Origin of the sequence: Pelotomaculum sp. FP, from assembly GCF_004369245.1 — a bacterium.
Lineage (GTDB): Bacteria > Bacillota > Desulfotomaculia > Desulfotomaculales > Pelotomaculaceae > Pelotomaculum_C > Pelotomaculum_C schinkii.
Genome location: NZ_QFGB01000082.1, coordinates 1 through 14426, shown reverse-complemented (window position 1 = coordinate 14426; position 14426 = coordinate 1). Strand labels below are relative to the sequence as shown.

The following is a 14426-nucleotide window of genomic DNA, read 5'->3' as shown; positions in this document are numbered from 1 at the left end:
ACCACCCTCTCAGACCCAGATATTGTAATTTTCTGGGCTTAGTTTGTTATATTCTTTTGTCTCGCATAATGAAATATTTTTTCCAATTCTTTTTTAAAGTGGGCTTGACATTTTACCGCTGGGCTTACAATTTTTATCCGTTTTTATGCAATCTCCTGCTAAGCACTTGAAACAAGTGTTCATGACCAGGCTGAGAGCTAATCTGAAAACCAAAATGTTTTGGCAAAGGATGGAATGATAAATAGAAGCCTGGCATTATAAGCGCAGAGCCAGGTTCTTGGCGCTCTCCTTAATTCTCTCCAAATCTTCTTTAGTTGGCAACCCTTTGATATTACCTATTCTGCCCAAGGTGCTATTTTCTTCCGAACCGTTAAAATCTCTGAGGATATACCATTCATCCTAATGACGGGCAACTAAGAGCTACTAGTGAAAAATTTCCGGTACTCCAGGCAGGATATTTCCACTACATGTCGAACATATGTTCCATAAATAAAAGTTCTGTAGGAGTACCAAGCATGTCTCATCTTTTGCTGCCCTTGATCCAGGAGTTTCTGGCCGACTTGGTAAACTGTGGCTTGGCCAAGAGCACCATCAGCGACTACCGTTGTACACTGCACAATTTTACACGGTTATTTTGCGGTCCTGTTTCAGAGATCAACGCCGGCATACTTCGCCGTTACCTGGCCTCAGTGGGCGGGAGTCCCAACAACCGTGCCCGTCACTTCTCCAATCTGAAGAACTTCCTGAACTGGTGTTACCGGTTCGAATATATCACCGTCAATCCTATCTGCAAGCTGGAAACTCCCAGGTGCCACGCCTATCCTCCCAGGCCTATCCCAACGGCGCACCTGGAGCTTATTGCAGATGCCATAAAACAAGCTGAACCACGTGTGCGACTGCTCTTTACTCTACTCCTGGAAACCGGTATGCGCATCAGGGAAACCCTGTCCATCCGGTTTAACGATATTGACCTGTCACCCGGGGAAGAGAAAATCATCGTTCGTGGCAAAGGCGACCGCTTACGGGCAATTCCCCTTGTACCCGGTCTTTTGTCTCTGGAGTTACTTAGAGAAAAAGTGAACAAATATGATCCGGACCAAATCTACCTATTCCCCCAACCTGGTGATGTCAGTCAGCCACTTTCATATAAAGATGCCGGTATTCTATGGCGCCAACTGCAAAAGCAAACCGGCACACGCTACCGCATCCACCAGTTGCGGCACAGCTGCGCAACTCACTTGCTGAATTCCGGCGTCAGCATCGAGGCGATTCAGAAGCTTTTGGGCCACAAAAAGCTTTCCACTACCTGCCGTTACGCCCAGCTGGAACACAGCGTACTGCGGCGGGAGATGGCTTGTCACCTGCGCCGCCAAAAGGAGGGTGAAGCCGGTGTCCCCTAATTTTAAAGCGCTGATCGAAGAATTCCTCGCCGATCTTTCCAACGCAGGGAGGTCATGGCATACCATAAGAAACTATCGCTCCGATCTCAACCGGTTTGCCGGCTATTACAACGGTGAAATTGAGGATTTAATGACAGACCATTTGCGGCAGTACCTGCAGACCCTGGCTGAAAAAGCCCCATCCACCAGAGGCAGGAACTTTGCCAGCCTGAATAAGTTCTTGGACTGGTGCACCAGGTTTGAAATCATTCCGGCCAATCCCCTGGCCCGTCTGAACGGCCCTAAATGGGGGGAGTGGGTGCCCCGGTCCATTCCTACTGAAAAATTGCTCATCCTGCTGCAGGAAATGAAACGGCTACCGCCACGGGAGCGACTGTTATTTACTATGCTTTTAGAAACGGGCATGCGGATTAGTGAAGCCTTAGGAATCCAAATTGAAAACATTGACTTTACCCAGGGACAGGAGTTTGTGATAATTCGGGGTAAGGGCGATCGCGTCCGTCTGGTGCCCCTGCTGCCGGAAATGGATTGCCTGGGGCTTCTCAAAGACTACATAAAAGACTGCAAGCTTGTTGACGGCCCGCTTTTTCGCCCTCACAGCGGTAAAAAAGCGCGGTCTATGTCCTACCGCACCGCCCTCTTTTACTGGGAACAGTTGCGTGAAAAAGTGGGTCTACAATACGAAATACACCAGCTAAGGCACAGCTGCGCCACCAGCCTGCTAAACGACGGGGTGGATATTGAAATTATCCGCCAGCTCCTGGGACATCAGGACATCCAAACCACCAGCCGCTATGCCAAACTCGATATACGCGCTCTGAGGAAGGAACTGATTGCCTACGTGCAACGCCGGGAGAAGGGACTTGTCCGGGAGGAGAGATCTGTTTGGGAAATATGCTAATGAGCTGCAGCAAAGGAAGCAAAATCAGAGCAGGCTCGTTATCTTTGAAGCCCTGTTACTATAAATGTTATTTCTGTTATAATATGAACACAAGGGAGGATTATCGGTGGCCGAATATGATCATTTAATCAAGGCCATAATCCAGCGGTACACCCAACATATAGCTACTTTAGTCCGTGGCATGGAAATTACGGTAGAGTATGTTGAAGAGCAGGACAAAGAGGCAGTATCGCTACAGCGAATGACGGATGCCCTCTTTAAAGTGTCTGAAGATGGTTACGAATATCTCATGCTGGTTGAATTTCAGACCAGACCCGACCGGGAAATGCCCCTGAGAATGCTGGAATATACAGCCATTCACCATCGGCGGTATAGGAAACCCGTATATCCTGTGGTGGTAAATCTAACTGGCAGAGGTATAAAGGAGAAGTACAGTTTCGACTGTCTGGACCTCAGTGTCATAGGCTTTAATTACCGTCAAATTAATCTAAGAGATGTATATGGCACAGAGTACCTTTACCGGGGGTTAATCGGCATAATACCATTTGTACCTCTTATGAAACATGATGAATCACCTGAAAAAGTGCTGGAAAAATGTGCGCAGCGATTGGAATTTGAAGTTCCGAATGAGGAAGAAAGATCCACGATGTACCTGGCATTGGGTGTCATGGCATCACTTAAGTTTCCGAAAAATTTAATTCTTAGAGTGCTGGAGGTGAGCAGAATGGAAAACTCCCCGCTGTTCGACGGTATACGAGAAGAATGGGAAGCCAGAGGGGAACAAAGAGGTGAATTAAGAGGTGAACTAAAGGGACGGCTGGATTTGCTTATAGATCTGATTGAGACAAAATTTGGTGCGGTCCCAGATGATTTACGGGAGCGATTGATTGCTCTAAAAGAACCGGATGCTATTAAAGAAGTTGTACGTAAAGCAGTAAGTTCGGATACAATAGAAGATTTCATAGCAACTTTAAAACAGTAATATCCATCTGATTCTTTAAATCTTACCTGCTCTCAGGGGGAAGAGAAAACCTTTTTACTGTGTGATGTGAAAGAAAAGGGAAATTAACCCTGGTCAAGTATTTATAAAAACCGCCCCTTCAACCCGTAGATGCTTACTGCTGGTTGAATGGGGCGTTGTCTGTTTTAAGACAAATTGGGGGGTATTATACGCAAGTTTATTATTTCTACCTTGATTACTCGATTAATAATCATGCTAGTTGTAGCAAGGCAATAAAACAGGTTGACAAAATGTGATTTCCTTCGAGTTTAATCTATTTATAATCGCTTACAAGACATAACAGACTTGTGGGTTATTTTAGGTTGGTATGCAGGAAACTCCAAATGTATTGTCGAAGATTAGGAATATTGAACAATATTTTGCAAGTAAATTGAGATAGGATTAATTTTTATAGCCACTCAGGATATAGTGGCTGTGATAATAAAAGCGCAGTATCAACCGGTTAATCAGCTTATTGATGTGTTCAATCGGGAGGATGGCAATGAATAGCAGAAGCATTGGAAAGCTGATTTCTATTAGTCAGAAAGGCATAGTTGCGGAAATGTATGATTCAATGGGCAACTATGTTAACACAACAGATGGCATACGATTTGTTGGTGAAGTGGCTTATGTAACAATCTACGACATAGGGAGAACTGTTATAGGCGAAAATCAATAACGAAACACTGGGAATTAAAGTAAGCTCAAAGACCTCCTCTGGTCAGCAAAAGTAAACCTGACCCGATTTGATGGACACGGTAAATGGCTGGTACAATAAAACCAGTGGAGGTGTCCATCATGAAACGTTACGATAAGCATTTTAAAGAAGAAGCGGTCCGCCTGGTAGTAGAGTTGGGGCGATCCGTGGCAACGGTGGCCAAAGAACTCGGTATCCATGAGAACACCCTGCACAAATGGGTTAGTCAGTATAAAGAACATAAGGAAAACGCTTTTCCAGGCAGCGGCAATCTACTGCCAGAGGACGCAGAAACCAGGCGTTTAAAAAAAATGATAGCTGATTTACCAGAGGAAAACGCCATTCTAAAAAAGGCCACGGCCATCTTCGCAAGACACCAGAAATAGCTTATAAGTTTATTAATCAGCACCGCTTCAAATTTCGGGTGGAGAAGATGTGCCAGGTTTTTGGAGTCTCTCGAAGCGGTTACTATGCTTGGCTGAAAAGGCCGGAAAGCCGGCGAAAAATCCGGAATAAAGAACTAATTAAAAAGATCCGTAAGGTTCATCAGATTTCCCGGGGTACTTATGGTAGTCCGAGAATAACCAGGACCTTGAAGAAACAAGGCATTACTTGCAGCCGGAACCGGGTGGCCCGCCTGATGCGGGAGAACGATATAGCCGCCAAGACAAGGAGAAAATTTAAGGCTACCACTAACTCAAAGCACCATTATCCGGTTGCTGAAAACATTGTTAATCAGAACTTTACTGCCAGCCATCCTAATCAGGTCTGGGTTGCTGATATTACATATGTCGCAACGGATGAAGGGTGGTTATACCTTGCAGCTATTGAAGACCTGTTCCAAAGAAAGATTGTGGGCTGGGCTATGGACAGTACAATGACTCGCCAGTTGGTCCTGGATGCTCTCAGACAGGCAGTTTGGCGGTATCGGCCATCAGCAGGACTTATTCATCACTCAGACCGCGGGAGTCAATATGCCAGTCATGAATACCAGCAAGCTTTAAAGGACTACGAAATGAACGCCAGTATGAGCCGCAAAGGTAATTGTTATGACAACGCCTGTATGGAATCGTTTTTTGGAACCCTGAAGAGGGAACTGATTTATGGTACCCGATTTAAAACAAGAGCTGAAGCCCGTCAAGCCATCTTTGAATATATTGAAGTCTTTTACAACCGGGTTCGGCTGCATTCAGCCCTTGGATATATGTCGCCAGTCGAATACGAACAATCCTTTAAAACAGCAGCGTAAGTGGCCGTTCATCGTAGCGAAGCGAAGACCCTTTACATGGAGAATGCCCGTGTTAGCCTTGATTGGCAAGGGCCATAAGCAAAGCGATACTGGCCCCTTGGTCCTTGGCAACACGGGTGCGAGGCTCCATGTCAAGGGCGGCCACGGCTCTTATTCGATACTTGGTCGAACATGAGAAAGAATTTGCTAAGCCTCATTCCCAGCCTAAAATTGAAAATCTGTGAAAACAGAAGATAATCCGCCATTTTCTATGTCTATTTTAATGGGGCAAGCTCAAAAGTATCAAATTGAAAGACTATTATAGATTATTACTATATTAGGCAAAATGTAGAACAATATGTGTATAAAACCTTAGCTTCACACACAGTTTTAATTAATTTGAATTTTTTGAAGGGGGTAATGGAATGGCTGTAGTTTTCCCCAAAATTGAAAGGCTTTCTATTTATGGATTTGGAAAGATATTTACGAGTAATGATTTTCAAATTGATCTATCCGGGAATTTAAATATTCTTCTAGGTGGAAATGGATTAGGGAAGACTACACTACTTCAATGCCTGGTTTATGCTTTGACTGGCGGAACCGATGAACCAGAGGTAGAAGAAATACGATCACAAAGATGGAATCATAATTATTTTAAAGGTAGAATTAATGATGATGCTTTTGTGCTTGTTGATTTCCTTTTTGGCCAAAATTTTATTAGAGTTAAACGCGGGTTTACTTCGACCCGTGTTCTTGAATGCACGGTTTCCACCTACGGTCAAGACGATTTTAAGGCAATAACCATTGAACAAGCTGTTATAGAATATGGAAATTATGATAGTGTAAGTGATTTTTCATTCATTGTTAACAGATTGTTATATCTGCCTGAAAATCGTCGTTCGTTGTTATGGGATTACGATGCTCAGATTAGAGCATTAATGATTATAAATAATGAACTAGTAGTAGAAAAAGAATACAGAGCATTGCGACAATTAGTAAAGGAAAAGGATAGTAATAAGAGAAAAATACATTGGGATATTGGGCGTATAGAAAAACGTGCGGCTTTACAAAAAACTCCAAAGCCGGAGGATTCCGCAGAAAGCAGTCCTAGTAATGCACATAATTTATATATTAAAAAGAAGAAAGATTTATTGGGAAGGCTTCAGGATCTGAGTGACAATAGTCAGCGAATATACTCCTTAATTAAATCTAATGAAGAAACCAGAGCTATCCTAGCGCGTACTATTTCCGAAATTGGGGATCAAATACGCAAAACGGAATCCGATTATGTGCAGGCACTCTTACTAGAACATGATGAAAAAAATGCGTTGGTTTTTAACAAAACTCTAAAAACAGGACATTGTCCTGCATGCGATCAAAAATCAGACTCTTTAAAGGTGCTTATTCAAGAACGTGTCAAATCTGGAGTTTGCTTAATATGTGGTGAACCAATATCTAATCATAAAAACTCCTTTACATATGCGGATTTAGATACCCTTAACTCACAGTTAAGCGAAAAGATAGCAGCAAGAAATGAATTAGATGTTCAAATTATACAAAACAAAAATAAACTTTCTCAGATTGAAGAAGATATTTCTGCAATTCGAAATCAACTATCGAAGCTTGACTACGATTACTCAGATGACTTTCTAGCTGCTGAAGAAGATGCGGACAATGTAGATTTTATCGATGAAGAACTAATCACGGAAGAATATGTGAATTTATGTCAAAAAGAGAAAGAACTTGAAGCTGAAATTAACCAGCTTACTAAAAAAGCAGATGAAATTTATGATACTTTTATATCAAGTTTCCAAAGCCGGTATGAGCAGCTATATCAAATCTACTCAGACTTAGCTTCAAAATTTATAGGGGTACCAGTGGAATTAACATATACAAAAAGCAAGGCCAAATTTGTTAACATGAGCTACTTGGTTCCGCGTTTTTATGACGTTGATCGCGATGCTCCGGAAACTTGTTCTGAGGCCCAAAGATTTTTCCTGGATATTGCTTTTAGAATGTCAGTGATTACATTAAGCAAGGGTATAAGTAAAACTAATGCTTCCTTTATATGTGAAACCCCCGAAAATGCATTAGATGTCAGTTATGTAGATAATGTAGTCAAAATGTTTTTATCCTTCATGCAAAAAGGCGGGAATTTGGTATTAACAAATAATTTGCAGTATTTGGGAATTGCGCAGTCTTTGGTACAAAAAGCAAAAGGGCATGATGTTCGAATTGAAGTTTTTGATCTGTTAAAATACGGTAGACTGTCAGATATTCAAACTGCATCTACCCAGTTAACTGAAATTCGCGATGCCATCCTTGCGGAGGTAGAGCAATGAATCGTGATTTTTTGCTAAGAATTAAGGATGTTTCTTTATGTTTATTAGTTGCAAAAAATTATGAGCTCCTTTTGGGTAGGTTAGAGATACAAAAGGTCATATATCTTGTTGATAGTATAAGTGCTTATTTATTTGTTTTATCTGGTACAAAAGGACATCAAACTTATTTTTATGGACCATATGATAAAAATATTCAAAATGCATTGGATGCACTTGTTATAAGAGATTTAGCAGAGATTTGTGATATAAAAGTTGCTAACAATACCGTTTCATGTAATTATTTGATAACTGACAGCGGTATGCGTTGGACAAATAATCTAATAAAGGCGTCAGCCTCTATTCAATATAGAGTCCAAATTGTCGATGGGGTGATTTACAGTTTAGTAGAACGAAATAGAATTCACAAAGTAAAAGATTTGGTCTATGCAGAGCCTTTGTATGCTGCAACCAAAAATTATGGACATCACTATGATTTAGATTTTGAACACGAAAACTCTGGCCACGATTACTTGGCGTTAATTGAGCATTATCTTAAAAATAATAAAGATCAGACAAACATCCGTTTTATTGCAGATTTATATATTGACTATTTGTCCTCACGTGATCAAATTTTGTTGGGCAATTCTTTTACTGGAGGCGATTAAATTGTTATCAGGCATTGATGATGCTATAGCTGAATTTAAAATCAAATCCCTGTCAGCGAATATTGCTGGTCAGTTAATGTTGCCCGAAATTGATATTCAAAATTGGATGAAAAAGTTATTTCCTGTTTTGATAGGGTTTCACGCCAAATACGGTAATCGACAATTTGTTTTTATTATTTGCAATTCCCTTTTGTCACCAGAAAATTCTGAGGATTTAAATAAGGATATACTATGGGCCTTTATATCAAGGGGAATTGAGTGCTTTTGTATAGACTTAAATTTAAGAATTACCATAGCGGAACTCAGTAGCTCAGAGATGGTAGATGTTAGCGATTATTGTTATAGTAATAAAATACCGTCACTACATGTTTTAGGTGAAGATATTCATCTATATAATGTTGCGGGACGCAGTGTGGCATTTTATAACTTTGTTCATCCACAGGTTTCAACTAGAACTCGTATAGGGTTAAATGCCAGAAGCTATAGAGATTATAAATTGGTTATCGAAGAACAAGGACCTAAACAGTTAATAAACAAAATTGATGAAATATGGCATGACAGAAATAAACGTATATTAATCGCTAACCGCCAAACGGAAAAAATATTACAGACATTTTTGGCAAAGTGGCTAAGTGATAATATCTATGATGCCAGGGTTGTTGCTGAGGTTGGGAAAATATCTGGTGTCGACAGAACGGATATTGAACTTACTAGTATGTCCACTGGTGACCACTTAATAATAGAAGTAAAATGGATGGGCAAAAATGCCAGTGGTAAAAGTTATGACATTGACCGTCTCAAAGAGGGCATTCGTCAAGTGTGTGCTTATTTAGATCGAGAGCCCAGCGCACTAGAGGGATGTGTTGTTTGTTACGACGGTAGAAAAGATTCAACCCAAAATGATACATTTACTCTTGACGAACCAATAGCAAGGCTTGACTACCGTATTGTTTGGCTTGAGTCAAGGAGTGGAAGCGAGATAGGAGCCGGTAATTAATGATAGATGCCATATGGGAACATGATTATTATAAAGACTGTATTCCAAACTTCAGTGATAATTTGTCTAAACCACGACACAGGTGGTATGAATTTAAAGAAGGCTATAGTGACGCTTTTGTATCGAGAGCCATTAATCATTATGAAAATTCTACCGGGCTCAATGGTGGGGTGATTCTCGATCCTTTCTCAGGATCAGGGACAACCCCTTTGACCGGTATTCAACATGGGTATAAAGCAGTTGCAATTGAAGTAAACCCTTTTATGTCGTTTATTAGCGGGACTAAAACAAAATCATATATGGAAGACTTGGATTCTTTGGAACTGGAACTAAAAGCCATAATTGATGCACGTCCAGTTGAAACCGAGAGTAAACTTGAAGGCTATTCGACTTTCTCTCCGACTGGGACAAATCAAAAATGGCTATTTAATAAAAGTGTATTGCGAGGATATGAAGCATTAAAAAAGGCAATAAAAGAATATTGCACTGAGGACCATCAGGATTTTTTTGCTCTTGCATTGTATTCTGCAATAATGGAATGTTGTAATGCTAGACGTGATGGAAAGTGTTTGAGATATAAAAAGAACTGGAAAACGATGGGATATTCTTCTTTGGAATTAAAAAATTTATTTATTCGATATTCAAATAGAATCCTTAAAGATTTAATAGATGTTCCGCTTAAAGGTACAAATGTCCAGATTATTAATAGCGACTCAAGATCGGCATTGAAAGGTATAGATAGCGATTATGTTAATATCATTACGTTTTCACCACCGTATTTGAATTCATTCGACTATTGTGACGTTTATAGACCGGAGTTGTTTTTAGGCGAGTATGTGGAAAATAATGAAACTCTACGGCAATTACGCTCTAAGACGCTTCGGTCGCACGTGCAGTATGCGTGGAATGATGATACTCCATGTTCATCTTCATGGGTAGCCGAAATTGTTTCAAATGTCAAAAAAAGAGAATCGTCTTTGTGGAATAAAAATATTCCTGCAATGATACATAATTATTTTTCTGATATGGAGGCTGTCTTTAACGAATGCTATCGCGTTGCAGCTAGTAATGCAATAATGTGGTTTATTGTAAGCACTTCTGCATATGCCGGCATCGAAATACCTGTTGATTTACTGCTTGCAGATCTGGCGACTAAGTGTGGATGGGAGCTTCAAAGCGTTAATGCACTACGCAACCTTAGAACATCAAGCCAATGTATAGATTCTGATGTCCGTAAGGTCAGACTTAGGGAATCAATGGTAGCATGTCGCAAGAGATAATTTACCCGTTAATAAAAGTTGCTCTTATAAAAATAGATATCTAATTTGGCTCTTTGTAAATAGTTGGGAAGGAATTTTCTGAATCCCTCTCTATCACTATGATTAGAGCTGTTTTAACTTAAATACCATTGAGTAATAATGTTCAATGGCATTTTAATAATTTTTCGGTGTGTACTTGACATATGGGTGCCGTAAGGTATGCGTTGAACACTTTTTCTTAATACCGGCAATGTCCTTATACTTATTGAAAATATTCTGAGTTGCTCTGGAAGTAATATGTGTTCCGGTTTGATTCCGGCTGTAGAAGAGCCATTCTTTGGGCCAGTATGCCCGGTAGTATTGGCGTAGGACATTAAGGTTGGACTGAGATAAAATTGCGAATTTGTCCTTACCGCCTTTGCCGTTTCGAATGAAAATCTACATTTTCTTACTGTCAATATCGCTGACTCATACGTGATCGGTTTACCAAAAACATTAATCAGTGGTATTTAATCCCTGGGAATTAGCCTCTGTTACCCAGGGCGACAACAATCTTTCTCTGTTGACGTTGGGATCGATGCCCTCACCCATGAAGTAAATGATGAGCAGGAGAGGATCCTCGTCAATGCCGGCAGCTTTAAGTACACGACCCATAATAACTGGCGCAATAGCGTAAAATGACTCAGCCCAGCGTAGGGGGGTAAAACGGGCGCTTTTCTCCGGAGCCAGAAGCCGCATATGATTAAGCAACCGGTGGCTTACCACCAAGGTCAGCATGGCCACCAGCACCAGCGACTCCACCACTGCAGGCGCACCGCTGGATATTACATCTAACTGGTAGAGGCTCTTCAGTTCCTTGAAAAGTAGTTCCACACTCCAGCGTGCCTTGTAAAGGAGCGCCACATCTTCAGCCTTGAGCTGTTGCGGGCTGAAGTTGGTGAGGTAGAGGTGATATTTCTTGGTTTCCTTATTAAGCACCCCTACCAGCCGGAAGCTCTCTTTAACTTTAGGTGTGCCACCCCTGGGATTATAGATTTCGAACGTCCCGTCTTTTTTGGACTTCTTGGTCTTAGATGCATTGTCTTTGAAGGAGACCTCCACCTTGACGTCGATCACTTCTTGCTTCAGTTGGGGGAGTATATCCTTAAGCTTTTTGCCGGCCAGGTCGATTGTATTATCCAGGTGGGTACGCAACACCGAAACTATTGTAGGATTGGCTGATTGCTTAAGCCTGCTTAAGAAGTAACCGCCATTGTCTCTAATCCTACTGAACAACTCGTACTTGAAATAGCCGAGATTGAACAGGAGAATGTTGTCCTTCACCCAGGGTCCGATGCGCATGGTCTTGATTTCAGCTGTTTTGCCGGAATAGATTGCAATGCTTTTTGTGTTGCCGGTGATCCCTGTGGCGATATGTATCTTGAGCTCGGCCTTGCCCCTTGCTCCCGGGAACTTTTCAGCTAATTTATTGTGTAGCCTAATGATCGTGCCATCTGCCACTATCAGATCCTTAAACCCTTTCAGTTTATCTGAAAGCGTGAGACTTGTATGGCTGGAAAGTTCCGCTATCCCGTGTGCCAGACACTCCTTAAGAAAGGCGATTAGACCATTATTGAAGCGGTCATAAAAAGAGGATGGTACGAGTGTTTCAGCTGATGCCGTCTCGTAACTCCTTCTTAATGAAGCGAGGGTACGCTGCATACCAACTCCAAAGCCGAGCACCACTACCCAGAAAAAGGTGACCGGGTCGATCTTCCGGTTGCGCTGGACGTAACCGACTTTGGCCGCTGTGTCTCTCAACCACTCTGGGGCGAACATTTTGTTCAGAACGTTTTCGATTTCGTAAGGATTGATTTTTCCGGGAAATGGAGCCAATGTCGAACCTCCTCGTAAGCATTATTTGGAGAAGAATTCCACAAATAATGGGGCTCATCCCTTCTTTCAAAGAACATTATCAACAATTTTCGTCATCCATTTTCCAGGGGCAAAACGCCATCTCTGGTCGATTATGGTATATTTAGAGCTTAACCGAACACTAATGGATATCGTCAATGTCCAGCTCTGTTGCAGGTTTGTCATAGTAGTCCTGAAAACGCTTGGCTTTGGTGTAATACTCATTTTGGGTGTTTTTGCTTAGCCCTCTAATTTTGGTGTCAAACTTCAGCTTTTTGAGGATTTCTTCTTTTGTCATGGTTTTAGCTCCTTTAAAATATTTCAGCGCTTATCGGCACTATAAATATTTTAGAGGCGTGATCAAAAAAACACTGCTATAAATTTGCAGCAGTGCGATAGAGGGCTTAGGCGCAATGCTGGTAAACCACTGCGCCAGCAGTTTTGTGCTATTCATATTTCTAAACTTTATGTTAATTCGGCAATGACGATGGCAGATTTATTCTGTCAGTCAGCAATAAGGCATAGTGATATGTGGTAATGAGGTGATACTATGGGATCAATGATAACTCTTGGCATTGGCAGAATGGAGATTGATTGGGGAAAAAACAATGTTTACAGGGATCATGCTGCATTATTTCAATCCAAAGATATCAAGCAAGTACCATATTACTACGTAGATACGGATACAGACGAGGCAATTATTGAAATGAAGGAAGGATATTCACGCAAATTATCATCAGTAAAGAGGCGGCTTGATTTGCTTGGATATAGCATTTATTCGATAAGGAAGCTCTATGAAAATAGTATTAGAGAATGTGAAGAATTCGGCTATAAAGTGCGTTTCACATTTGATGATTTTTACAGTACATTAAAGTCTATAGATGTTCCACAAGTTGATACCGTGAAAATTGCCGTAAAGTACGATGAGAATGGATATGATCTTGGTGAATATGTAAGAAAATGCATACTTGAAGACCCTCAAATAAAAGAGCATCTTCCAATTACTTACGATGAACAGGAAGCTAATGATTGGCGTAATCCCAAATATGATCTTGGCGAGTTCTTTGAGAACCTTGATCCGTACATAACACTTCGTATTCTTGCGGAGAATCCTAATAATGGCGATTTGGAATTACAATGGAACTTTGCAGATGTGGTTGAAAATGGATGGGTTAAGAGAGAAGAAATTGTTCATGAGTTAACTCCTAAAGAAAAAATATTGCTTGTCACTGAGGGTTCATCCGATTCATTTATTATTAAAAAGGCGTTAGTATCACTATATCCGGACATATCAGATTTCTTTAATTTTGTAGATATGGAAGAAAACTATCCTTTCACGGGGGTAGGCAACCTGTATAATTTCTGTTTGGGATTAGCACGTATAGGTATTCAGAACAATATCATTGTCATTTTTGATAATGATACAGCTGGCGTAGAAAAGTATGAGCTTTCAAATGCTCTCAATAAGCCCAAGACGTTTTTCATTACCAAGTTACCCGACCATACTGAGTTTTTAAGTTTTCGAACACTTGGCCCTCAGGGAGAGATAAACGAAAACATCAACGGCAAAGCAGTTTCTATTGAGTGTTTCTTAGATTTTAATAGCATAGCTAAGATTCCGTCCATACGTTGGACATCATTTAATAAAAAAATTGAACGGTATCAAGGAGAACTTGTTGGGAAAGATGAATACACACGGGCATATAAAAATTGCAGTTTAATAGACGGTTCTTATGATAGCAGTAAACTGAAGTTCCTCATAGACTATCTGTTAACTCAATGGATTAAAGCGCAGGGATGATTATTGTAGCTAACAATAAAATAAAAATGTGACCACAAAGAAATATAATTTTATGACTGCTATTATATTCAAGTTTTATAGAAATATAAGAATAAGTCAAACACTGTATATTCCGCTAAGAAAAAACACCTAGACCGCCGAAGTTGAACACTAAGACCGTTTAAATTGAACAATCATTCCGTAGTGGCTGTACATTGATAACTAAAGGATCACATGGTATACTCAAACTGCTTTTACTTTTAAGCAGGATAGGGCAACACTGAG

At 40.7% G+C, this 14426-nt stretch carries 13 protein-coding genes; 10 read left to right on the top strand and 3 right to left on the bottom strand.

Annotated features, from left to right (window positions below; translation table 11 throughout):
- Window positions 1-515: 515 nt before the first annotated feature.
- The 9 genes from Psfp_RS19625 (at window position 516) to Psfp_RS19590 (ending at window position 10489) form a co-directional block, all read left to right on the top strand.
- On the top strand, window positions 516-1400 hold the full coding sequence (locus Psfp_RS19625; protein WP_192895550.1) for a tyrosine-type recombinase/integrase: 885 nt from the start codon (window positions 516-518) through the stop codon (window positions 1398-1400).
- Window positions 1390-2301, top strand: coding sequence for a tyrosine-type recombinase/integrase (locus tag Psfp_RS19620; protein WP_134220208.1), 912 nt, complete (start codon window positions 1390-1392; stop codon window positions 2299-2301). Before Psfp_RS19625 ends, Psfp_RS19620 begins: the two co-directional genes overlap by 11 nt.
- 106 nt (window positions 2302-2407) lie before the next feature.
- On the top strand, window positions 2408-3283 hold the full coding sequence (locus Psfp_RS19615) for an Rpn family recombination-promoting nuclease/putative transposase (RefSeq protein WP_134220207.1): 876 nt from the start codon (window positions 2408-2410) through the stop codon (window positions 3281-3283).
- Between the two features lie 520 nt (window positions 3284-3803).
- Window positions 3804-3980, top strand: coding sequence for a hypothetical protein (locus Psfp_RS21885; protein ID WP_192895549.1), 177 nt, complete (start codon window positions 3804-3806; stop codon window positions 3978-3980).
- 119 nt (window positions 3981-4099) lie between these two features.
- Window positions 4100-5247 (top strand): IS3 family transposase gene (locus Psfp_RS19610; RefSeq protein ID WP_243120817.1). Its coding sequence is split into 2 segments (ribosomal slippage): window positions 4100-4352 and window positions 4352-5247, totalling 1149 coding nucleotides; the frame shifts between segments, so codons are not numbered across the junction.
- A 404-nt stretch (window positions 5248-5651) separates the two neighbouring features.
- Window positions 5652-7568 (top strand): AAA family ATPase, encoded by a 1917-nt coding sequence (locus tag Psfp_RS19605; protein WP_134220206.1) that lies wholly within the window; start codon window positions 5652-5654, stop codon window positions 7566-7568.
- On the top strand, window positions 7565-8212 hold the full coding sequence (locus Psfp_RS19600) for a hypothetical protein (protein WP_134220205.1): 648 nt from the start codon (window positions 7565-7567) through the stop codon (window positions 8210-8212). Before Psfp_RS19605 ends, Psfp_RS19600 begins: the two co-directional genes overlap by 4 nt.
- A 1-nt stretch (window position 8213) precedes the next feature.
- A complete protein-coding gene (locus tag Psfp_RS19595) occupies window positions 8214-9209 on the top strand; it encodes a hypothetical protein (protein WP_134220204.1) in 996 nt (331 codons plus the stop codon).
- A complete protein-coding gene (locus Psfp_RS19590; RefSeq protein WP_134220203.1) occupies window positions 9209-10489 on the top strand; it encodes a hypothetical protein in 1281 nt (426 codons plus the stop codon). The genes Psfp_RS19595 and Psfp_RS19590 overlap by 1 nt, the downstream gene beginning before the upstream one ends.
- 153 nt (window positions 10490-10642) lie before the next feature.
- Here Psfp_RS19590 and Psfp_RS19585 read toward each other — a convergent pair whose 3' ends face one another.
- The 3 genes from Psfp_RS19585 to Psfp_RS19575 all read right to left on the bottom strand — a co-directional run bounded on the left by Psfp_RS19585 (window position 10643) and on the right by Psfp_RS19575 (window position 12659).
- Complete coding sequence (locus Psfp_RS19585) at window positions 10643-10900, bottom strand: tyrosine-type recombinase/integrase (protein WP_282434367.1); 258 nt, start codon at window positions 10898-10900, stop codon at window positions 10643-10645.
- Window positions 10901-10963: 63 nt separating this feature from the next.
- Complete coding sequence (locus tag Psfp_RS19580; RefSeq protein WP_134220202.1) at window positions 10964-12343, bottom strand: IS4 family transposase; 1380 nt, start codon at window positions 12341-12343, stop codon at window positions 10964-10966.
- A gap of 160 nt (window positions 12344-12503) precedes the next feature.
- A complete protein-coding gene (locus Psfp_RS19575) occupies window positions 12504-12659 on the bottom strand; it encodes a hypothetical protein (RefSeq protein WP_348981168.1) in 156 nt (51 codons plus the stop codon).
- 252 nt (window positions 12660-12911) lie between these two features.
- Between Psfp_RS19575 and Psfp_RS19570 the strand changes: the two genes are divergently transcribed.
- Window positions 12912-14162: a HEPN/Toprim-associated domain-containing protein gene (locus Psfp_RS19570; RefSeq protein WP_134220201.1), complete on the top strand. Its 1251-nt coding sequence runs from the start codon at window positions 12912-12914 to the stop codon at window positions 14160-14162.
- Window positions 14163-14426 lie beyond the last annotated feature (264 nt).

Excerpts from the sequence above, each read along its gene's own strand:
- Psfp_RS19625 (WP_192895550.1), top strand. The coding sequence starts at position 516 with ATGTCTCATCTTTTGCTGCCCTTGATCCAGGAGTTTCTGGCCGACTTG.
- Psfp_RS21885 (WP_192895549.1), top strand. The coding sequence starts at position 3,804 with ATGAATAGCAGAAGCATTGGAAAGCTGATTTCTATTAGTCAGAAAGGC.
- Psfp_RS19605 (WP_134220206.1), top strand. The coding sequence starts at position 5,652 with ATGGCTGTAGTTTTCCCCAAAATTGAAAGGCTTTCTATTTATGGATTT.
- Psfp_RS19600 (WP_134220205.1), top strand. The coding sequence starts at position 7,565 with ATGAATCGTGATTTTTTGCTAAGAATTAAGGATGTTTCTTTATGTTTA.
- Psfp_RS19590 (WP_134220203.1), top strand. The coding sequence starts at position 9,209 with ATGATAGATGCCATATGGGAACATGATTATTATAAAGACTGTATTCCA.
- Psfp_RS19575 (WP_348981168.1), bottom strand. The coding sequence starts at position 12,659 with ATGACAAAAGAAGAAATCCTCAAAAAGCTGAAGTTTGACACCAAAATT.
- Psfp_RS19570 (WP_134220201.1), top strand. The coding sequence starts at position 12,912 with ATGGGATCAATGATAACTCTTGGCATTGGCAGAATGGAGATTGATTGG.